The 23,181-nt window shown below is 70.8% G+C and carries 7 protein-coding genes; 6 read left to right on the forward strand and 1 reads right to left on the reverse strand.

The annotated features are described in order from the left end of the window. Position 1: 1 nt before the first annotated feature. The 6 genes from MNZ39_RS08810 to MNZ39_RS08835 all read left to right on the forward strand — a co-directional run bounded on the left by MNZ39_RS08810 (position 2) and on the right by MNZ39_RS08835 (position 23,057). Positions 2-10,918 (forward strand): SpvB/TcaC N-terminal domain-containing protein, encoded by a 10,917-nt coding sequence (locus MNZ39_RS08810; protein ID WP_242337471.1) that lies wholly within the window; start codon positions 2-4, stop codon positions 10,916-10,918. A gap of 474 nt (positions 10,919-11,392) precedes the next feature. Next, complete coding sequence (locus MNZ39_RS24895) at positions 11,393-12,310, forward strand: peptidyl-prolyl cis-trans isomerase (protein ID WP_242337473.1); 918 nt, start codon at positions 11,393-11,395, stop codon at positions 12,308-12,310. A 207-nt stretch (positions 12,311-12,517) separates the two neighbouring features. Then, positions 12,518-17,500, forward strand: coding sequence for an Ig-like domain-containing protein (locus MNZ39_RS08820; RefSeq protein WP_242337475.1), 4,983 nt, complete (start codon positions 12,518-12,520; stop codon positions 17,498-17,500). Positions 17,501-17,522: 22 nt separating this feature from the next. After that, on the forward strand, positions 17,523-18,572 hold the full coding sequence (locus MNZ39_RS08825; RefSeq protein WP_242337477.1) for a dickkopf-related protein: 1,050 nt from the start codon (positions 17,523-17,525) through the stop codon (positions 18,570-18,572). A 554-nt stretch (positions 18,573-19,126) separates the two neighbouring features. Beyond that, positions 19,127-19,450: a hypothetical protein gene (locus MNZ39_RS08830; RefSeq protein WP_242337479.1), complete on the forward strand. Its 324-nt coding sequence runs from the start codon at positions 19,127-19,129 to the stop codon at positions 19,448-19,450. A 169-nt stretch (positions 19,451-19,619) separates the two neighbouring features. After that, positions 19,620-23,057, forward strand: coding sequence for an RHS repeat domain-containing protein (locus tag MNZ39_RS08835; RefSeq protein ID WP_242337481.1), 3,438 nt, complete (start codon positions 19,620-19,622; stop codon positions 23,055-23,057). Positions 23,058-23,071: 14 nt separating this feature from the next. Here the strand turns inward: MNZ39_RS08835 and MNZ39_RS08840 are convergent. Beyond that, positions 23,072-23,181 (reverse strand): transposase (locus MNZ39_RS08840; RefSeq protein WP_242337485.1); only part of this gene is annotated, 110 nt, incomplete at its 5' end.

Genomic DNA, 23,181 nt, shown 5'->3' on the forward strand with positions numbered 1-23,181 from the left:
CATGGTCCGCACGAATCGAAATCTCCCGGCCGCGTGCCTCATCGCCCTCGCCGCCTTCGCCGGCTGCAGCCGGTCGTCAGCCCCGGAGCACATCGTCGGTCCGACGATGCGCCTGTCGCCCGTCAGCGTGCAGGGCGGCGCGGGGACCGATCTCTTCGCCGTCGCGGACCGGGACACGACGACGGGGACGCCCGTCAGCGGGCTGCTCGACGTCGTGGTGCGCTTCGACCACGCCGTCGAGATCCGGGCCGTGAAGGTGCGCGGCGACGGCCTCTCCGTAGCCGTCCCGGGGCAGGGCGAGCTCCCGCTCACGGGCAGCTGGGGGGCGATCTCGTTCCCCGCGCCCGTCGTGGCCAAGGAGCTGACCGTTCGCGTGAGCGGCGCGGGGACCGCGGCGATCCTCCAGGAGCTCGAGGTCTGGGGCGCCGGTCGGAAGCGCTCGCCGCGGAGCGTCGCGGCGATGGCGGAGGCGACCCGCGCCGACGCGACCGCCTTCGAGGACGTGCGCGTCCTCGGCGCCACGCCTGCCGCGGCGACGCTCGATCCCACCGAGAGCAACGGCGGCGCCCGGTGCCTGAAGGCCACCTTCCCCAGGGTCGAGGTGGCCGGCGCACGGCGGGCGTACCTCGCCTACGAGGCAAACGTCCCGCGCGCCTTCGCGCTCGAGCGGATCCTCGACGGCGACGCGGTGACGGGCGGATTCTGGGTGGGGAACGTCGCGACGCCGAGGACGCTCGTCGACGAGCTCGACCCGGAGCGGCTGGGGACGGCGAGCGGGGTCACCCTCTGCGTGCCACCCGACGCGACGGGGAAGGTGCAGGTGGCGGGGCTCCGCCTGCTCGTGGTGTCGGACGACGGGCTCGATGTCTTCGATCGAGAGACGCACCTGAAGCAGGCGGACGCGGTGGACGGTGAGGCGACGCCGTCGCCGGTCTCCGGGACCGTGGAGCTCACGCTGGATCGTCCGATCGCGCTCGACGACGGCTCCGTCCGGCTCGGATCGGCGCCGTTGACGCTCGCGGCGCTCGAGCTGCGGGACGCGAGCGGCTGGGATCGGGTGCCGGACGTGGAGCTCGCGACGGAGTCGAGCACGCTGCCCGTGGCGGGGCGCGAGGCGAGCGCGCTGCGGCTCGTCTTCCCGTCGTCCGCGCGCGCCGACGTGCCGGCGGCCAGCGTGGCGGAGATCTCGGTGGCGGGCAGCGGCGTCGGTCCGAGGGTCGGCGCCGCCCGCATCGTCCTGACCGCGCCCCACCTCACGTTCGAGGGGGGACGCGAGGTGGGTGAGCGCTTCGGCGATCGCGCGTGGATCGCCGGCTGGGCGGAGTCGCCCGCCGGCGTCGGGCGCGTGGAGATCGGGGGCGCGGAGGTGGGCGTCGCGGGAGTGTTCGGGGTCGCGCTCGACCGCCCCGCGGCGGCACCGACCCCGTGGACGGTGGACGTCAAGGCCACGTTCCCCGACGGGACGACGGTGGTGCGCACGGTGGTCCTCGAGCGGGACGGCGCCGCGGAGCTGCTGACCGGCGCCTCGGGGAGCGCGGCGCTGCTCTCCGATGCCGCGCGCTTCGGGCAGGAGAACCAGACCGGCTGGGGTACCATCGATCCCGACGCCGGAGGGAAGGTGATGCTCGGGACCGACGTCACCTTCGAGGCGGGGCCGGGCGCCGTCGGAAAGCGTACGAACGTAGGCATCACGCGGAAGGGGCCCGAGTTCATCCCGCCGCTCGACGCGGGGATGGTGAACGTGACGGCGCCGGCCAACGGCGCGTACCGGTTCCTGCCGAAGGGGCAGAAGTTCGCGAAGCCCGTGCGCGTCGGGCTCCCCTACGACCCGTCGCTCCTCCCGGAGGGGATCGCCCCCGAGGAGATCCAGACGTGGTTCTACGACGAGGCGGCCGAGCAGTGGACGGCGCTCCCGCGCGCCGAGCTGCAGCGCTCGACGAACCGCGTCGTCAGCGAGACGACGCACTTCACGTTCATGATCAACGCTGTGCTCGTGCTCCCCGAGCACCCGGGGCCGTCGTCGTTCAACCCGAACTCCATCAAGGATCTGAAGGCCTCGGATCCGTCGGCCGCGATCGACCTCATCGCGCCCCCCGGCGTCAACAACCTGGGGACCGCCCAGCTCGCGTTCCCGATCCGCCTGCCGGCGGGTCGCGGCGGCTACCAGCCGGAGCTGCGCCTCGCGTACGACTCCGGCGGGTCCAACGGCTGGCTCGGCGTCGGCTGGGAGCTCCCGTCGTCGAGCGTCCAGATCGACACGCGCTTCGGGGCGCCGGAGTACGGCGCCAGCGAGCCCCGCTACCTCCTCGACGGCGAGCAGCTCGTGCCGACGAGCGAGTCGCCGAGGTGCGAGGACGGCTCGGCGGGGACGCGCTATCGCGCCCGGGTGGAGAAGAGCTTCCGCAGGATCCTCCGCTGCGGGACCGGCCCGACCGACCACTGGTTCCAGGTCCAGGACAAGCAGGGGAACCTGTACGTCTACGGCAGGAGCGGCGCGGCGCGCCTCACCAGCTACGAGGGGCTGGCCAACATCGGCGCGTGGTACCTGGAGCGTGTCGTCGACACCAACGGGAACCTGACGCAGTTCGTCTACGACACGGACGCGAAGGCGCGTCCCACCGTCCGGCACCCGCAGCAGACGGCGGCCACGCACGAGGAGGACTTCCGGCAGCTCTACCTGAGCAGCATCCAGTACACGGGGCGCGCGTACGACGGGGCGCGGGATCCCTTCGGGACGGCGGAGATCGGCCACTACCACGTCGAGCTGCGGAGCGAGCAGGACACGCGCGGCCGTTACCTCGATCGTCCCGACGAGATCACCTCGGGCCGGCTCGGCTTCAAGACGGTGCTCCGGCGCCGCCTCAAGTCGATCCTCGTCCAGCTCGACCGGGACGGCAGGACCGACACCATCCGGGAGTACCGGTTCTCCTACGAGCGGAAGGCGGAGAGCTTCTGGAAGTCGCGCCTGACGAAGGTCGAGGTCTTCGGAGCGGGAGAGGGGACCGCGCGGAAGCTCTTCCACACCCACGCGTTCTCCTGGTTCGACGCCGACTACAGGAACTCCTTCGCTGCGCCCGTCGCCTGGAGCTTCAAGGAGGCGCCGGACGACCTCTCGCTCTCGCACGCCGAGGAGAGCGGCTGGTCGATCCACGGCTACGGAGGGATCGGCTTCACCTACGACAAGATCACCGGCACCGTCGGCGCCCGCGTCGGCCGCACGCAGCACCGGTCGGTGACGAACAGCCTCTTGCTCGACGTGAACGGCGACGGGCTGCCGGACCGCGTCACGGGCCGAGGCGGAAGCTACGACGTCCGGTTCAACAGCGGCTCTCTCGTCTCCGGGTCGCGCGAGCTGCGGCGCGCGCTGCCGGCCGGGGATCCGGGCGACGGCGAGGTGGCGTCCGTGCCGCTCCCGACCCTGGGCAAGGAGGAGGGCAAGGGGTGGAACACGGCGGGGCAGGCGTCGTACGGCCCGGTCTCGGTCAACGCCGGCTACTCGCACTTCTCGTCCAAGACGACGGAGTTCCTGGGAGACGCCGACGGGGACGGTCTCGTGGACGTCGTGCAGGAGTCCGGTGTCCTCCTGAACCAGCACCGATCGGGCACCGCGAAGGCGTTCGCCTTCGCGCCGATGGTCACCGGCACGAGCCTGGCGTCGACGCCCACCGGCGCCAACCCGGACCAGGAGGCGCTCGAGCAGAGCATCCGCGAGCAGCTCAAGCCCTCCGACGCCGTCCTGGAGTGGATCGCGCCGTTCACGGGACGCGTCGACGTCGCCGGGAACCTCTTCTTCGTCGATCACGCCCAGCCTTCCCCCCTCCCGGCGGAGCGGGACGGAGTCCGCATCCAGGCGTTCGTCTGGGACGGAAGCCGCGATCACGCTGCGGTGAAGGTCTTCGAGCGCGTGAAGACGCTCGCGGACGCGGGCGTGCCGACCCCGGTGGGCATCGCGAACCTGGACGTGTTCCCCGGGTTGCGCGTCTTCTTCGTGCTCTCGACGCTCGCGGACTTCCCCGTGGATCGGGCCGTTCCGTCGCCCCTCGAGGACGTCCACTTCTCGCCGACGATCTCCTACTCGCACCTGGGCCCGTGCAGTGTCGGGGCGTGCCGTCCCCTGAGCGACGAGGAGCAGGGCCGCGTCGACCCGAGCGGCGCCGCGACGTTCCAGTTCGACCAGGCCAGTGACTTCAGGATCGCCGGCCAGCCCGCGCCTTCCGTCGCGATCCCGGCCACCGGGGCCCTCCGGATCGAGACCTCGCTCGTGAAGAAGGAGTCGACCGACGACGTCCGCGTCTGCGTCCAGCGCTTCGCGCAGAAGGCCGAGGTGAAGGACCTCCGCTGCGAGGAGAAGGACGGGGGGTTCGACACCCTCATCGACGAGATCCTGCCCGCGGACGCCGTCGGGAAGTGGGACCTGGCGGCCACCGCCTCGGTCCTCGCCGGCGAGAAGCTGGTGTTCCGGATCCAGACGGACCTGCCCGTCGATCCGGCGGTCGTCGACTGGACGATCGGCGGCCGGATGGAGACGGCCGGCGGCCTGGGACCGAACGGCTGCGAGGCGCCGCCGCCCGAGCTCGCCGAGGCGATGTCGTTCACGGGCGACGCCTGGTTCCCGGTGCACAACGCGATCTCGCCGCGCTGGTACCTCCTCCCGAACGCCGACGTCTCGGCGGCGCCCGACGATCGCCCGATCGAGCCGTGGGTGGCGCCGGAGCCCGGCACCATCCGGGTCTTCGTCAACCCGAAGTACCCGGATCCGCGAGATCCACGCGGGTACATCCCGGCGCTCCGGGTCGGAGACCACGCGTCCGACGCGCTCTACGTCGCGGCTCGAACGGCGAAGTCCCTGATCGTGAAGCGGCGCTTCGACCAGCTCTACGGCTCGCCGTACGAGTCCATCATCCAGGAGCTGCACGTCGACGCCGGAGAGCGGGTCTTCTTCGAGATCTTCTCCGACGCCCAGTTCGACGCGACGTGGACGCCGGTCGTCACGTTCGTGCGGGACGCGACGGGCCTGTCGTCGACCGAGAGCGTGAAGGTCAACGAGCGGTACTCATCGTACCGGAGCGGCTCGAACACCTACGCGGTCCGCTCGCGCTTCGGCGGCGGCCATCACCTCTTCCACTACGGCACCTGGCGCGCCGCGAACGACCAGGACCTCGATCCCCGGCGGCTCTACAAGAAGGTGGACGCCTACGAGCAGGGGGAAGTGGACGTCGAGCACCAGGACCCGGACGTGAAGGACACGACCGAGGTCGCGTCGCCCCTCGTGCCGAGGCGGCTCGGGACCTGGGTCTCGCAGGCGGAGCCGGGGCTCGCGCCGCGCGTCCCGTCCTTCGTGAGCAGGGAGGGGACCACCTTCATCTCGGCGGGGATCTGGCACGCCTCCCGCGAAGGGGAGTTCGTCCAGCAGGGCGGCGGGGCGGGGGAGACCACCTCGCTCATGGCGATGTTCGCGCTGGGGCCGGCGCTCCGGCAGAGCGAAGGCGATTCCACGTCGCTCTCGGCGGGGGTTTCGGTGGGCCCGGTCGGCGTGAGCCTCAACGTGGCGACGGGCGCGAGCTATCAGAAGACGGACGTCCTCGACATGAACGGCGACCGCGTTGTCGACGTCGTCTCTCGCGCCGACGACGGAACGGCCGTTCGCGTGACCGACATCCGCGATCCGGGCAGGCCCGGCATCCAGAGGGGCACCGAGGGCTTCCGGCTGCGCGTGAGCAAGGACGGCTCGGCGAGCCTCGGGCTCGGCGTCTCCGACCCGTGGCGACGCATGTCCGACGACGGCGTCGTCAAGGCGCTCGTCGCCATGTACCCGTCCGTCGGCGGCGGCATCGGCGTCAACTTCAGCTCGACGGAGCGTGAGCTGGCCGACGTCAACGGCGACGGCCTTCCCGACGAGGTCTCCCGGGACGGCGGCTACTTCCTGGTCCGCCTGAACCTCGGCTCGCACTTCGCGGCGTCCGCGGACCGCATCCCGGTGGGCAGCTGGAGCGAGGGGAACCTCGACGAGCTCATCGGGAGCCTCGGGAGCGCCCTCCCGGACGAGATCGTGTCGCCGGAGCGGGTGCGCAAGACCACCTCGATCAGCCTCAACGCCAACGCCGGCTTCACGCTCTACGAGAACTACGGCGCCTCGGTGAACTGGGACTCGAGCGTCGCGGCGACCGGCATCTCGCTCGCGGACGTCAACGGCGACGGCCTGCCGGACTACGTCCGAAAGACCACCGGGACGAGCCACTTCACCGTCCGGCTGAACAACGGCTTCGGGTTCGACGACGAGGTGCAGCTCCCAGTGCAGCCGTGGCCGGCCTCGGTGACGAAGCCGTGGCTGCGCGACACCGGGCTCGCCGCCGGCGTCAACAAGGTGCTCCGGCTGGTGAACGGTGACACGCCCAGCGTGGACGCCGTCGAGGCGAGCGGGACGTACGGCGAGCTGCCGTCCATCGGCTTCGTCGTCTCCTGGGGTGTCGGGCCGCTGTCGCCCGCGATGACCCCCTGGCTCCACTTCTCCGTGGGGGGCGACAAGACCTTCAAGCGCGTCTCCGGCTTCGCGCTGGGGCTCCAGGACATGGACGGCGACGGCCTCGCCGATCACGTCCTCAAGGCGGAGAAGAACCCGGGCGGTGACAACGAGGCGGTCTGGGTCCGGCTCAACCAGCTGCGGAAGGGGAACCTGCTCAAGGCGGTCTCGCGGCCGCTCGGCGGGAGCTTCGAGCTCGACTACGCGCGCAAGGGGAACAGCGTCGCGATGCCGGAGAGCCGCTGGGTCCTGTCCAGCGTCGTCGTCCACGACGGGCGCGCGGACGGCACCCCCGGTCACGACCTCGCCACCTCGTTCGACTACGGCGACGGCCGCTACCACCGCTACGAGCGCGACTTCCTCGGGTTCGACGCGACGACCGAGACCCGCGGCGACGGAGCGAAGGTCGTGCGCACCTACTGGAACGACTCGGTCCTGAGGAAGGGCCTCGTCGTGACGGAGACGCTCTCGGACGTCTCGGGGCGGGTGCTGACCACGACGACCAACGCCTGGTCCGCGCCGTCACGCTTCGCGGACACCGAGGCGAGGCCCGCGCCGGCCGTCGACCCGTGCCGGGAGGCGGCGCCGTTCTTCCTGAGGCCGACGCTCGACGAGTGGTGCGGCTCGCACGTCATCACGCTCGACAGCGTCACGCAGGAGCTCCACGAGACGACCGGCGACCCCAACGCCAAGCTCGTCACCTACCAGAGCTACACGTACGACCGCTCGAACGGGAACGTGCTGACCTTCACCGACCTGGGTGACGCGGATCCCCTCGACACGGGCGACGACGTCCACGCGACGGTCAACTACGCCGACGACGAGGCGGCGAGGGCCTTCTACTCGATCGCGCGCCCGGAGCTGCTGCTGGTGAAGGCGCACGCGACCGACGCCGACGACGCCTTCCTCCGCAAGCGGATCGGCCACTACGACGCGAGGGGAAACCTCAAGGACCTCCAGTCCTTCGTCGACGCCACGAGGTACGTGCAGGTGGACCTGGCCTGGAACGCCGACGGAAAGCTGTTCGAGGTGCACCAGCCCAGGGTGAAGAGCGGCCGGTACTGGGTCCGCTATCTCTACGACACGAGCGGCGTGACCCGGAACTTCCCGACCCGCGTCGAGGACGCGCACGGGTACGCGTCCTCGGCCGTGTATGACGAGCGCTTCGGCGAGGTCGAGACGGCGACCGACCTCAACGGCAACCTCACGCGCCGCGTCCTCGACGCGAACGGCCGCATCTTCCAGGTGTTCGGGCCCTACGACAGCACGATCCCTGCGGTCCGCGTCGAGTACGCGCCGGACGCGAGCCCGGCGCGCGCGGCGACGCACAACCTGCTGCCGAGGAACGGCGGCTGGCTCGACACGTTCGTGTACACGGACGGGCTGGGGCGCACCCTCCAGACGCAGAAGACCGTGCTGGCCCACGGCAAGGGGCTGGGCGTGACCGCGTCGGGGCGCCAGCGCTTCGACGTCATGGGACGCGTCACGGAGCAGGGGATCCCCTACTTCATCGGCGGCCGGGACCCGGGGTTCCGCGAGGACGCGCCCGTCTACGAGACCACCACGACCTACGACGTGCTGGGCCGGAAGACCCGGACCGTCGAGCCGAACGGCGGCGTCTACGAGCTGACCTACGACCTCGCGCGCGCGGCGAAGGATCCCTTCCTTCGCCGGCGGGCCACGGTGGTTGACCCGCTCCGCAAGACGCGGGTCATGTACCGGCGCCTCGACGAAAAGATCTCCGCGGTGGAGGAGCACATCGACTCGCTCGTCCACACCACGCGGTATCAGTACGATCCCCTGGGCGACCTGCGCGCCGTGATCGACGCGAGGGGGAACGAGACGCGCGTCGAGTACGACCGGCTCGGCCGGCGGAGGCAGCTCGTCAGCCCCGACGCAGGGACGACGGACTTCGCCTACGACGACATGGGAAACCTCGTGTCGCGCCAGGACGGGAACCTCGTCCAGGCCGCCAAGGGTGGCAAGCTGCCCGCAGACCAGGCCTTCGTGTTCTACGAGTACGACCTCGACCAGCTCATCGCGGTCAACAAGCCCTTCGGCACCGACGTGAAGTACGAGTACGGGCCGCCGGGAGCTCCCGAGAACGGCGCGGGCAGGATCGTGCGGGTGGTCGACGACGCCGGCGCCGAGACGCGCGGCTACGGGAAGCTCGGAGAGACGATCCGTTTCACCCGGACGGTGAAGCCGCTGAAGCCGAACGACTCGCCCCAGACCTTCGAGACGCGCTTCGAGTTCGACTCCTTCGGCCGGATGCTGCGGCTCTGGTATCCGGACGGCGAGGAGCTCACGTACCTGTACGATGCCGCCGGGCTCGTGAACCACGCGGAGGGACACCGGCCCGCCACGAAGCACTGGGAGGAGGCCACCGAGGTCTACCTCACCACGCTCACCTACGACGAGTTCGGGGCGCGCCGCCACGCGGTCCTCGGGAACGCTGCGACGACCACCTGGACGTACGAGCCTGACACGCAGCGGCTGAAGCACGTGGACACCGCGTCGCAGGGGCGTACGCTCCAGGCGCTGACGTACACCTACGACCTGGTGGGCAACGTCAAGACGCTCACGAACGCGCTGGGCGAGGCGACCGGCCGGCGCTCCGGCGCCGTCTCGTACACGTACGACTACGACGATCTGTACCGGCTCACCACCGCGACCGGGACCGCGCTGTCGCGTCCGGGCGTCGTCGACAGGTTCAAGACGACGTACGAGTTCGGCGACGAGATCCACAACATGACGCGGCTCCACCAGAAGCACTGGCTGACCACCGCGAACGATCCCGACGACGAGACGGCGCACCCGCCGCACACGAACCACGACTTCGACTACGCCTACGGCGATGCCGGGCCGCACCAGGCGACGAAGATCGGGGATCGTAACCTCGTCTACGACGCGAACGGCAACACGCTGCGCGAGTGCCGCGACCACGGCGATGCGGCCTGCCAGGCGAACTCCGACAAGCTGCGCCGGTACTTCTGGGGCGAGGAGAACGAGCTGAACGCCGTCATCGACGGCGGCGGCTGGAACATCACCCGGTTCATGTACGACGCCGGCGGCCAGCGCGTCGTGAAGCTGGGGCGCGGAGGCGAGTCGATCACGATCGGCCAGTTCTTCGCGCTGAAGGGGCGCAAGGCGGCGACGAAGCACATCTTCATCGGGGAGACGCGCGTCGCCTCGAAGCTCTTGCCGTCTCCCGGCTGGGAGCCGAGCTGGAGCGAGGGGACGGCGGTCTCCGGGCCGATCCTGGCCGGAACGGCGGTGGAGACGGTCAGCGGGTGCGATCCGAGTACCTACCAGCCACAGAAGTGTCCGATCGATCCCGCCGCGAACCCGGTCATCGACCGGCGTCCGGATACGACGAAGATCAAGCCGGCGACCTACTACTACCACTCGGATCACCTCGGCTCGACGTCGTGGGTGACCGATCAGAACGGCCGCGTCCACGAGCACGTCGAGTACTTCCCGTACGGCGAGGTCTGGCGCGACGCACGGTACGACTCCGACGGCGACCCCGTGCATCGGCAGCAGTTCCTCTTCTCGTCCAAGGAAATGGATGAGGAGACGGGGCTCTACTACTTCGGCGCGCGGTACCTGGATCCGGTGAGGGCGAGGTGGGCGAGCAGTGATCCGATGCTGGCTTCCTATCTTCCTGGCCAAGAAGTTGGCGAATCCCTTCCTGGGCGTGGAGGGATCTTCAGAACGGAGAACCTGTCTCTCTACCTCTACGCCCACGCGAGTCCCGTTGTTCTCCAGGACCCTGACGGCAACGAGGTGCGCGTCGACTTTCATGAAGTGGCTCGGGGGTCTTTTCACTCGCTTGTTCGCATCACGCCGGAAAATCAGGCGCGGTGGGCGAACGATCCGCGTTTTCGCGATCCGGCGACAGGTCAGCCACTTCGAGACGACCAGGGTCGTGTATTCATGACCCTCGGAGCTGGGCCCGTACCTGCGATCAACGGCAGTCTCGTGAGTGAGCACAATCGGACGCGGGACGCACGGCCTCATCAGGGCGGGATTGTGGTCCCGAATCCTGCGGACGTGAAGGCCGGGCCGCTCGGGCCAGGAGATCCAGTGGGCGAGGATCAGTTCATTGATAGACTCCTGACACTCGACGCCAACTACGCCGACGACCTGGATTACGACCTGTTTCCTGAGGCCAACCCGGCAAATAGAAGCATGTTCGTGGCCGATGATGGATTCAATTCGAACTCCTACGTCTCCGGCCTGCTGGAGGCGGCCGGCGTTGCGCCTCCGGTGCTGCCGGTAAGCACGCCGGGTTACGACCGCCCAGTCCCAAGGGCGTCGTTTGCGCCTAACGGAGCCGGTCAGGGAGGGGGAGCCCAGCCCGGTGTCCCCGTGCCGCAGGGGAGGGCAAGGTGACGATAGTGGCGTCAACGATCGGATTGATCAGTCGACGTATCGTGACGAGTTATGTCGCGTTCGGGCTGGTGTTGCAGTGGTTGGGCGATGCTCTGGGAACGCGGTATGACGATCGCGGGGTTCGCGGTCTTTTGAATGTCGTGTCCTTGTTGTTCAGCGCCGTGACGTGGGGCATCGGAGAAATAGCGCGCGCACTCAATGGTGGTCACTCGGCGCCAGGGCAACGCCTGTGGGTCCCGGTCGTGTCACTGGGTCTCGCGGTGGTGCTCGATCTAGGTATTGCGACCCTGAGAAGGAGAATGAGGCATCCCGACCGAGAGTAATGAGAGCCCGTCGTGGAGCGGTCATGGCATCGCGGTCGGGCAATTATCAGCCGCAACGCCACATTGACCGCGGGTCTAGCTGGCCAGAAACGGTGATCGAGTGAGCGACAACGAGACTCCTGCAGGACTCACCAGCTCCAGGCGACAGGTCGTGACCGCCGTCATCGCGGCGGTGATCGCCGGTGTCGCGGGCTATTTCATCGGCCACGCTGGCGGTGGCGGCAGCCCGCTCGACGGCCGCCCGTCGAGCGGCGCCGTCCTCGCGCGGTTCGACGGTGAGAAGGTGACCGCCGACGAGATCGAGGCGCTCGCCGGGCCGAAGGATGGTCCGCTTCGCGCGCAGCTCACGGACCCTGCGGCGCGAAAGGAGTTCGTCGAGGGCTGGACGCGGACGCTCCTGCTCGCGCGTCGAGCCGAGGCGGAGGGCTTCCACCGCACGGGCGAGTTCGCGCGGAGCTACGCGCAGGAGCTGTCGAGCGCCTTCGTCGAGAAGAAGGTCGAGGAGTCAGCCGCCGGCCGGCCGTTGAGCGACGATGAGGTGCGGGCCTGGTTCGCGGAGCACGAGATGGAGCTTCAGCGGCCGGAGCGGGTCCGGCTCGCGGTCATCACCTTCGAGGCTCCGGACGCCGCCGCGCGGGCGCGGAAGCTGGGCGCGGCCCAGGCCGCGCTGGCGGCGGCGCAGCAGCGCCCGCTCGACCCGCTCGCGTTCGGAAACCTCGCGCGGCTCCGCTCGGAGGACCCGCGCACCCGGGCGCTCAACGGCGAGCTGCCGCCGATGAGCCGCGAGGAGCTCACGTCGCTGTACGGGCCCGAGCTGTCCGCCGCCGCGTTCGAGCTGACCGAGGCCGGGGCGATCCTCCCGCGCGTGGTCGAGACGGCGAGCGCGCTGCACGTCGTGAAGCTCGTCGTCCGGGAGCGAGAGCAGCGGCCGTCGTTCGACGACCTGAAGGAGGTGCTCCGACAGCGGCTGACGTCGGAGCGGCGCTCCAGGGCGCGCAGGGAAGTCGTGGAAGCGGCGGTGAGGGACGCCGCGATGAAGGTCGACGAGAAGGCGATCGCCGGGATGTAGGCAGGCGGGCGCCGAGCGGCGCCATCGGCTCCTACGCAGGGACGGGCGCCGGTCTTCGCGGGCGGCCCTCGGGGAGAGGACATGTCCAGGCATTCAACGGTGAGTCTAACGGCAGCTCTCGCGCTGGCGCTCGCCGCCGGTGGCGGCTGCTCGAGCCGAGGTAGGTCCTCGGAGGCCGCCCCCGCCGGAGCCGAGCGGATCGCGCGCGTGGAGCAGCCGATCCCGGATCAGTACCTCGTCGTCCTCGCGGCTGGCGACGGCGCAGCGGACGTGGCCGCGGTCGCGGCGAGCGTCGCGAACGATCACGGCGCCACCGTGCTGAACGTCTACCAGCACGCGCTGCGCGGCTTCTCCATGCGCGCCGGGCTCGCCGCCGCCGGCGCCGTCGCGCTCGATCCGCGCGTGGAGCGCGTCGAGCAGGACGGCGTCGCCCGGGCGGCCGCCGTCGCCTGGCAGTACGGTCCGACCTGGGGTCTGGACCGCGTCGACCAGCGCGGCGCCGCGCTCGACGACAGGTACGGCTGGGACGATCGGTGGACCGGAGTAGGCGTGGACGCGTTCGTGCTGGACACCGGCGTGCTCACGTCACACGCCGCGTTCGGCGGGCGGGCCTCCTTCGCGTTCGACGCCCTCGGCGAGGGCGTCGTCGGGGACTGCAGCGGTCACGGCACCCACGTCGCGGGGACCATCGCCGGAGGGCCCTACGGCGTCGCGAAGGGCGCCAGCATCCGGTCGGTGCGCGTCCTCGACTGCAGCGGGAACGGCAGCGCCTCGAGCGTCGTCGCGGGGCTCGACTGGGTGATCGCGAACCACTCCCGGCCGTCCGTCGCGAACCTCAGCCTCTTCGCCAGCCCATCCTCGGCGATCGACGCGGCTGTGGAGGCGGCGACCGCGAGCGGCATCGTGGTCGTGGTGGCCGCGGGCGACGGTGGCAAGGACGCCTGCGACGTCTCTCCGGCGCGCGCGCCCGGCGCGCTGACCGTCGCCGCCCTGCAGCAGCGGACGCCTCCGGTGGTCGGTGGAGCGCCGGTGGATGAGCTCGCGCCCTTCTCGAACGTCGGCGACTGCGTGGACTTCGTCGCGCCCGGCGCCGGGATCGTCTCTGCGTGGAACACGACGGCGGTCGCCGACCTGCCGCTCTCCGGCACGTCGATGGCGGCGCCGCACGTCACCGGCGCGGTGGCCCTCCTCCTCTCGCGGAACCCGGCGGCGACCCCGCAGGACGTCGTCCGGGTGCTCGTCGCGAGCGCGACCCGCGCTCCGGCGGGCGCGCCCGGGTTCACGCCCGATCGGCTCGTCTACACGCGAGGTGTGGAGCTCACGCCCACCGCCGACGACGCCGCTCCGACGGTGGCCGTCACGGCGCCCGTGGAAGGCGACGCCCTCACGGGCGCCGTGAACGTCACCGGCACGGCGAGCGACGACCACGGGCTCACGCGCATCGAGCTGCTCGTCGACGGGCGCTGGCGAGGCAGCAGCGACTCGAGCTCGTTCGAGATCGCCTGGGACACCTCCACGTCGCTCGACGGCGCGCACTCCCTCGTGGTCCGGGCGTACGACTCGGCCGGCCACGCGACCGACTCGACGGCGATCTCTGTCACGGTGAGCAACCCGGGCGTCGCCCACCTCGACCCGGGGCTGCGGATCGCGCGGTGCGAGACGCTCGCCGCCTCCTGCGACTCGCGGGACCTGGTCCGCGGGCGCGCGGCGCTCGGCCCGGAGCGGTACGCCCCGAGCGTGCTCCGCGACGGGTGCGACGCAGATCCCGCGGGCTGTGTCTGCCACGACGGCGAGCTCGGGGTGTACCAGCTGGACGAGTCGATCGAGCAGCTCCGGATCTCCTCCGACGACGGGAAGCCGCTCGTGGTCGGCGGAAACGTGAAGCTGGAGGTGGACGCGATCGTCGGCGGCGAGCTGGGTGACTCCCTGGACCTGTACGCGTCGCCGGCGGTGAGCCCGCCCTCGTGGCGCCACCTCATCACGCTGACGCCGGTGGCCTCCGGCCCGCAGACGCTCACGGCCTGGTACACGCTCTCCGCGGGCGGCACGCAGGCGGTCCGCGCGGCCTTCCGTCGCGGCGGGGACGCGGCGGCGGTCTGCACCTCGGGCGGCTTCGACGACCGGGACGACCTCGTCTTCGAGGTGGGGGGCGGCACCGCGGACGGCGCGCCGCCGACGGTGGAGATCGTTGCGCCTGCGGCCGGCGGGGTGCTGGCGGAGAGCACCACGGTCGAGGTCGCGGCGGCGGACGATCGGCTCGTGTCGAAGGTGATGGTGACCGCCGACGACTGGAAGGGGAAGACCTACGCGATCGCCCAGCTCACCGCGACGCCGTACACGGCGGCTTGGAACCCGGCGCTCCTTCCGAACGGTGAGTACGTGCTGCGGGCGGTCGCGCACGACGGCGCCGGCAACATCGCGACCGACGAGGTGGCGGTCACGCTCGCCGATCTCACCGGGCCCACGGTGGCGATCCTGGAGCCGCTCGACGCGGCGTCGCTGCCGTCCAACCTCATCGAGGTCGCGGCGAGCGCGACCGACGCCGGAGCGGTGGCGAAGGTGGACCTGTTCCTCGACGGCGTCTTCCAGGGGAGCGACGTCGTGGCCCCGTGGGGGTTCGAGCTGCGGGCCCCGGCGAACGGCACGTACGCGCTTCGCGTGCGCGGGACCGACCTCCAGGGGAACGTGACCGAGTCGGCGCCGGTGACCCTGACGGTGAACGACGTGACGCCTCCGGACGTGAAGGTGCTCGCACCGGAGGAGGGGGCGGTCGTCCCGAACGCCGTCACGTTCTCGGTGGACCCGACCGACGACAGCGGGATCCGCAAGGTGGAGTTCTTCCTCGACGGCGTCTCCCTCGGCACCAACACGGGCGCGCCTTGGGAGATCCCGTACGACTTCTCGCGCGCTCCCAACGGCAGCTACGTCTTCTCCGCGAGCGCGTACGACGGCGTCGGCAACGTCGGGACCGCGAGCGTCACCGTGAGGCGTGAGGACCTGACCCCGCCGACGGTGAGCGTCACGTCACCGCCGTCCGGCTCCTATCTCAGCGGCGAGGTCCAGCTCACCGCCGACGCCGCCGACGACAGCTCCGTGAAGCGCGTCGAGTTCTGGCTGCACGTGCCCTACACGACCTACGGGTTCAAGGTGGGCGAGACGACCTCCGGCGCGCCGTGGACGTTCACGCTGGCGAGCAGCACCGTTCCGTCGGGGACCTATCTCCTCTACGCCAAGGCGTTCGACTTCGGTGGAAACGTCGGGGACTCGAAGTCGGAGCCTCTCGTCTGGGTGAGGACCGGCGACATCACGCCGCCCACCACCACGCTGCGGGCGCCGGTCTCCGGGCTCGCGCAGGTCGCAGGCACGATCCGCGTGGCGGCCGACGCCGCCGATCCGGGCGGTGAGCTGGCGAAGGTCGAGCTGCGCGTGGACGACGTGCCGTTCGCCACGTTCACCGCCGCGCCGTTCGAGGCGACGCTCGACACGACCTCCGTTGCCAACGGCGATCACGTCCTCACGAGCAAGGCCTACGACACCGCGGGCAACACCGCCGTCAGCGACCCGGTGACGATGAACGTCCAGAACCCCGGCGCCGCGTTCGATCCCGTGGCGGGGGCGCCGTCCTGTGACGTGGTCTCGCCGTTCTGCCACACGGGGATCCTGCTCATGGGGCGCGGGCCTCTCGGCCCGGAGGCGAACGCCTCGAACACGGTGGACGGGTGCCCCGACGGCACGGAGGGCGTGTACCGGAGCGACGAGTCGATCGAGCACGTCGCGATCTCGTCGCTCGACGGCGCGCCCCTCACCGGCGGCAAGCTCGCGCGGGTGGAGGTGCGGGCCTTCGTCGCCGATCCTGTTTACGACCGGCTCGACGTCTACGTCGCGGCCGACGCTGCGGCGCCGCAGTTCGTGCTCCGCGCCACGGTCGAGCCGACGCTCACGGGCGAGCAGATCCTGTCGGCGACCGTCCCGCTCGCCTACTCGGAGCGGCAGGTCGTCCGCGTCGCCCTCCGGGGCGGCGGGCTCCCGGAGGCCTGCGGGACCACCGGGTACGACGACCGGGACGACGTCGTGATCGCCACCGAGCCGGGCACGCCGGACACGACGCCTCCGTCCGTGTCCATCTCCGCTCCCACGGCCGGCGCGAAGGTGCGCGATGCGGTCGCGGTGTCCGCCGCCGCGAGCGACGACGTCGGCGTGGAGCACGTCGACTTCGAGGTGGACGGGGGCGCCCTGTCCTCCGACGGGTCCGCGCCCTTCACGGCGAGCTGGGACACCACGGGGCTCGCGCCGGGGACCTACAGCCTGACGGCCGTGGCGTTCGACTACTCGGGCAACTGGACGAGGAGCGCGCCGGTCTCCGTGGAGGTCGAGGACGTGGTGAAGCCGACCGCCACCATCACGGCGCCCGTGGACGGCGAGACGGCCTCCGGGGCGATCACGGTCCAGGTGGCGGCCACCGACAACGTGGCGGTGACGGAGGTGAAGCTCGTGCGGCTCGACGCGGCAGGCGTCGAGACGCTCGTCGCCACCGACACTGCCGCGCCGTGGGCTTTCCCGACCAGCCTCGCGGGGCTCGCGGACGGCGCGGACTACCGGTTCGTCGCGCGCGCCTACGACGCGGGGAAGAACGTCGGGGAGAGCGCACCGGTGACCGTGCACGTGGCTCAGACGGGGCTCGCGTCCTTCGACAGGAAGCTGAAGGCTCCGAAGTGCGCGCTCGCGGGGGCGAGCTGCTGGACGGGAGGGCTCGTGGTGGGACGCGGCCCGCTCGGCCCGGAGCCCTCGGCGCCCAACACGATCGCCGCGAGCTGCCCGGACGGCGGGTCGGGCTTCTTCCACCAGGACGAGTCGGTGGACGTCGTCACGGTGCGGGCGCTCGACCCGGTCGCGGGTCTCAAGGAGGGCGGCGCCGTGCGGATCGAGGCGAAGGTCTGGGCGACCGCGAGCTACGTGACCGACGCGCTCGACGTCTACGTCGCGCCGAACGCGCTGTCCCCCTCCTGGCGCTGGGTGGCGACGCTCACGCCGACCCGCGCCGGCCTCCAGGTGCTCGGCGTCGATCACGTCCTCGAGCCGGGGGCGCTGCAGGCGGTGCGAGTGCAGCTGCGCCACGCGGGGACGCAGCAACCTTGCAGCACCGGAGAGTTCGACGATCATGACGACCTCGCGTTCGCCGTCTCGAAGTGAAACGCTGGAGTCGGGAGGACACATGACGTCGAAGAGGATCGCGCTTTCGTTCCTGCTCCTCGCCGCCGCGTGCTCGAGCTCCGGCGGAGGCGACCCCGGCGGCGGTGGCGGCCCCGGCGGCGGATCGGCGCCCGCGACGGTCTCCGAGTACTGCGACGCATACTGGGGCGCGTACGCGGCCCGCTGGGCGGCCTGCGAGCGGGCCTCGGCGGCCGAGGCGGCGGCGGTGTTCGCGCCGGCGGCGCGATGCGCGGACCCGGTGCAGGCCGTGGCGGCGGGACGCGCGACGTACGACGGCGCGCGCGCCGGTGCGTGCCTCTCCTTCCTCGAGACGGCGAGCTGCGACGTGCTCGAGGCGTTCATGAACGGGACCTACCCCCAGGCGGACTGCGGGGCGGCCGTCGCCGGCAAGCTCGCGGACGGCCAGGCGTGCTTCTCGGACGAGAGCTGCGCGTCGGGCGTCTGCCTCTGGTCGCCCGACGCGTGCCCCAGCACCTGCTGGACGCCGATCCCTTCCGGATCACCGTGCGAATCGGGCCTGCCCTGCGCCGCGGGGACCTCCTGCAACATCCTCCTGGCGACGCCCGTGTGTACGCCGCTGGCGGGGGTGGACGGCCCATGCCTGAACGACATCTGGTGCGGCCCCGGCCTCTTCTGCCAGTGGAACTCGTATTACGACAGCAAGTGCCGCCCGCGGGCCACGTCGGGGAGCTGTACGCGGGATGAGGAGTGCGCGATCGGCTACCGGTGCTCGAGCGCCTCCACCTGCGTCGCGTGGCGCGGACCAGGCGAGAGCTGCACGCAGGGGGAGAACGCCTGCGGCCCGGGGCTCTATTGCAGCGCGGGCGGCACGTGCGTGGACGGTCCGAAGCCGTCGGAGCTCTGTAGCAACGTCAACGGCGAGGGCCGCCCCTGCATCGGCGGGTGGTGCTCCTGGAGCGGCGTGGCGTACGTCTGCACGGCCTGGCGCGCGCCGGGCGAGACCTGCTCGCTGCAGTCGCAGTGCAGGCCGACGGACGTGTGCGACTACGCGAGCAGCGGACAGTGCACGACCCTCTGCGCGGAGCCTTGACCGGCCCGCACCCACGGGAACAAGGACGTGACTGCCCCTCCAGGCCGGCAGACGCAGCCTCGTGCCGCCTTCACGACCTGGGGAGGCGAGCGGCGCTGGCGAGCGTGTCTGCGGCAATGGGGTTGGCCATCGCATCGCTCTCCGCGGCGTGGATCAGCGCCATGGATCTGGGTCGCCGGTGGGGTCGCGTTCCGGCCGGCTGCTACGAGCTGGACCACTGTGGCCGCTCGTCGTGGTGGACGCTTGGGTTCCTCGTCGTGGGGTGGGGCCTGCCCGCCATGGCTTTCGCAGCGGCCGGGTGGAGGGCACCGGGAGCTCGTTGGTGGGTCCGTATTCGCGCTGCACTCATTCTCTCGGTCGGGGTGCTTGCTTACCATTGCGCTTGCGAGTCCATTTTCGTCTTCGTCGCGTATAGATGACCATTGGGACGGTGACGGCGAATGAGGAGGTCGGTCCGTGCCCGGCGCAGTACCAGGACGAGCAGCGGTCATGGCACCGCGGCCGGGCAACCCACTGATCATCTCGAATGACCTGCGCCTGGCGCCGGAGTTGCCATGAGCAGCAGAACCTGGAAGGTGTTTGCAGCGCTCCAGGTGGCCGGGGTGGCGTGCTACCTCGGGTCGCCGTGGGTGCTGTGCTGCGGCCCGGAGATCTTCTTCTCGGGCGTTGCCCTTCTCTTGCCCGGAAGCCCCGTGGGCCTGTTCGTCGTGGAGAAGCTGCTGCCCGAGCTGTTCTCCCCGAGCAAGCTCGCTGGAGCGATTGGCGAGGTGTCCGTCGCCGTGATCGTCAACGCGCTTCTGTGGCTCGGGGCTGCCAGGTGGGCGCGGCGCGTGAGGCACGGGCGGTTGCGTGTCGGCCCGAGGCGGCGACAGGGGTAATCGCGCTGCCATGCATCGGCCACGAGCATGGCGGGCGCCGCCGTGCGTGCACATCGCACAGGGGTAAGCGCGACCCTTCGGCGCGCCAGGGCGGGCGACGAGCCGCACCTGCAGTGATCGCGTAACGTTGACTGTTCGTGCTTGACACTGACGGTGCGCTCCCGCGAACGTGGGGCCCTCGGCACGGACGAACCCCGACGCGTCGAGGCTCGTGCAGCGCTTCCTCGTGGACGACTTCCGCTCGAAGGGGCTCCTCGAGCGCGAGGTCGTGCTCGACGCGCAGGGCGCGACGCTCGTCGAGAGCCTGAACCAGTACGAGCCGGAGCTCGTCGGCACGCCGGCGGGCGAGTGCCTCGACCGCACGCCGATGAACCTGAGGTACCCGCAGGACGAGTACTGCGCGCCGACCTTCATGAAGCTCACCGCCTCGGAGAAGCGGCTCTTCGAGGGGGAGGCCACGGCCGGAGTGATCTCGCGGCAGGTCTTCGGTTACGACGGTGCGGGCAACGTGTCCTCGTTCCACGACGAGGGCGACGTGGCCGATCCCGCCGACGATGTCTTCGCCACGGTGCTCTACGGGCCTACGCAGGCGGCAGCCATCCACTGCACCGGCGCGCCCACCGAGATCACCGTGAAGAACCGGTCCGGGGGAGTGCTGCGCTACCGCCGCGGAGTCTACGACGCGTCCTGCAACCTCACCGAGCTGCACTCCCGGATCGAGGGGCACGGCCGAGGCGGTGGCGGCGCTCTCGTGGTTCCGAGAGGGCTCGCCGTGGGCCGGGAACGTCGAGAGGGTCACCTCGCCCGAGAACCACCTGGGCGACGCGTACTGGGTGGAGTACCAGTACGAGGGGCGCAACGGCGTCCACGTGGCCCACACGAACGACGTGCACGGCTACGTCTCGGAGGCGCGCTACGAGACCCCGTCGCCCCCGACGAGAGCACCTGGACCCAGGACGTGAACGGCCAGGTGACCGCGCGCGCGTTCGACGGCTTCGGGCGGCTCACGAAGGTTGCCGCGCCGGGCTTCACGCTCGACGCCCCGACGATCGACATCAGCTACGACCACACGGCGAAGCCGGCGGCGGCGTGGGCGTTCACGCGGAACGCGCTACCCCAGGGCGGCACGCTCGACACGGTGGTCGTCGCCGACGGCCTCGGGCGCGTCATCCAGACGAAGAAGACGGCCGAGGTCTGGGCGGGCAGCGACGAGGCGACGCGCGTCGGGTGGTCCGTGACGGGCGGCCAGGTGTTCGACGCGATGGGGCGCGTGGCCGAGCAGGGGCAGCCGTTCTTCGACCCCAGCATGACCCCGGGCTACGCGCCGCGGCCGCTCGAGCGTCCGACGCGCTTCGCCTACGACGCGCTCGGCCGCACGATCCAGACCGTCGAGCCGAACGGCGCCATCACGCGCATCGCCTTCGCGTTCGGGAGGGCGGCCGGCGATCCCATCCTCCGCCACCAGACGACGGCCACGGACGCGCTCGGCAAGACGCGCGCCGTGTACCGCGACGCGACCGAGAAGACGGTCGCGGTCGAGGAGCACGTGGAGGGGCGAACGCCGACGACGCGCTACGCGTACGACCCGCTCGGCCAGCTCGAGCACGTGACGGACGCCGCCGGCAACGTGACGCACGTGAAGTACGACCTCCTCGGCCGGCGCACCGAGCTCGACAACCCCGACGCAGGCCGCACGGTGTACGGGTACGACGCGGCGGGCAACCTCATCCGCCGCGAGGACGCGAACCTCCGCGCGGAGGGGAAGGAGATCCGCTACGTCTACGACTTCGAGCGGCTGAAGGAGATCCGGTACCCGACCTCGCGCCGGAACGTGACGTACACCTACGGCCCGCCGGGCGCGCCCGAGAACGGCGCGGCGCGGATCACGAAGGTGGAGGACGAGCTCGGGGAGGAGACGCGGGGCTACGACGGGCTCGGGAACCTGGCGCGCTCGACGCGGACGGTGGATCCGCTGCGGCCCGGGGACCGGCGCCGGACGTACACGACGACATTCCAGCTCGACGTGTTCGGGCGGATGCTGTCGATGGTGTACCCGGACGGCGAGGTGTTGACGTACGGGTACGACCGCGGCGGGCTCTTGAAGAGCGCGCGGGGGGACCGGCCTGCGACGGCGCACGCGCCGGCGGAGTACGAGACATATCTGCAGGCGCTGCTGTACGACCACTTCGGCCAGCGGGTGTACCAGCGGGTCGGGAACGGCGTCGTCACGAAGTACGGGTACGAGCCGGACACGCGGCGGCTCGCGACTCTGTACACGCGCAAGCCGGGCGAGCGGCTCTTGCAGAACCTGTTCTACTCGTACGACCTCGTCGGCAACGTGCTGGGCGTGAAGAACGCGCTGGGCGAGGCGGTGCCCTCGCACGCGGGGGACGTGGAGTTCACGTACCGGTACGACGACCTGCACCGGCTCACGTACACGCACGGAGAGGCGAAGTCGCGGCCGTCGACGCTGGACACGTTCACGTCGGTGTTCAAGTACTCGGACATCCACAACATGACGTCGAACGTGCAGGAGCATCACGTCTTGCACGGGCCGACGGGCGGGGGCGAGTACCCGCCGCACACGAACCACGCGCTCGAGTACGGGTACGGCGGGAAGGGCCCGCACCAGGCGACGCGGATCGGGGACGCCTCGTTCGTCTACGACGCGAACGGGAACACGCTGCGCGAGTGCCGGGACCCGGCGGACTCGACGTGCACGCAGCGCCCGGCGCATTTGCGGCGCTACGAGTGGACGGAGGAGAACCGGCTCGACACGGTGATCGACGGCGGCGGGAGGAACGCGACGAAGTTCTTCTACGACGCGGACGGGCAGCGGGTGGCGAAGCTGGGGCGAGGGGGAGAGTCGATCACCATCGGGCAGTTCTGGGCGCTGAAGGGCCGGCGCGCGGCGACGAAGCACGTGTTCGCAGGGACGGCGCGCATCGCCTCGAAGCTGCTGCCGCCACCGGGCTGGGACGACGTGCCGCGCGGGCCGGTGGACTCGACCGGCACGGTGGTCTCGACGGTGGGCGACGTCGACAACGGCTGCAACCCGTCGAACTACCAGCCGCAGAAGTGCGGGGTCTTGCCCGGCGGCGAGCCGGTGCTGAACGACTACTATGCCGACGCGAAGGTGCGGCCGGAGACGTACTACTACCACCCGGATCACCTCGGCTCGACGAGCTGGGTGACGGATCAGAACGGCCGGGTGCACGAGCACGTGGAGTACTTCCCGTACGGCGCGGTGTGGAGGGATCCGCGCAGCGACGTGGGCGCCTCGCCGGTGAAGGGGCAGCGGTTCCTGTTCACGGGGAAGGAGCTCGACGAGGAGACGGGGCTCTACTACTTCGGGGCGAGGTACTGGGACCCGTCGCTGGCGCGCTGGAAGACGCCGGACCCAGCCGATCGATTGACCGACCTCGTTCCCAGTGCTCTCGACCCATATCAATACGCAAGATGGAGCCCACTCCGGTTCGTTGACCCCTCGGGCCGTCAGGAAGTTACGCAGGAGGAGCTGGACTACTACTTCAGTCAGCACCGAGTCGCTGACACCAAGACAAGAGAGACTTTCGCGAAGATGAAGCCGTTCGCGGAGGCGCTCTGACCTGCCCCCCGACTCTAGACGGCTAGCTTCGTGAGTCCGGTGATACTGCGAGCAAAGCCGTTCGGCGTCTGGTTGTCCAGCGAGCTGTGCGGCCGCACCTCGTTGTAGTCGATCCGATAGGCCT

The sequence above is a fragment of the Anaeromyxobacter sp. SG66 genome (genome assembly GCF_022690805.1).
Taxonomy (GTDB): Bacteria; Myxococcota; Myxococcia; order Myxococcales; family Anaeromyxobacteraceae; genus Anaeromyxobacter; species Anaeromyxobacter soli.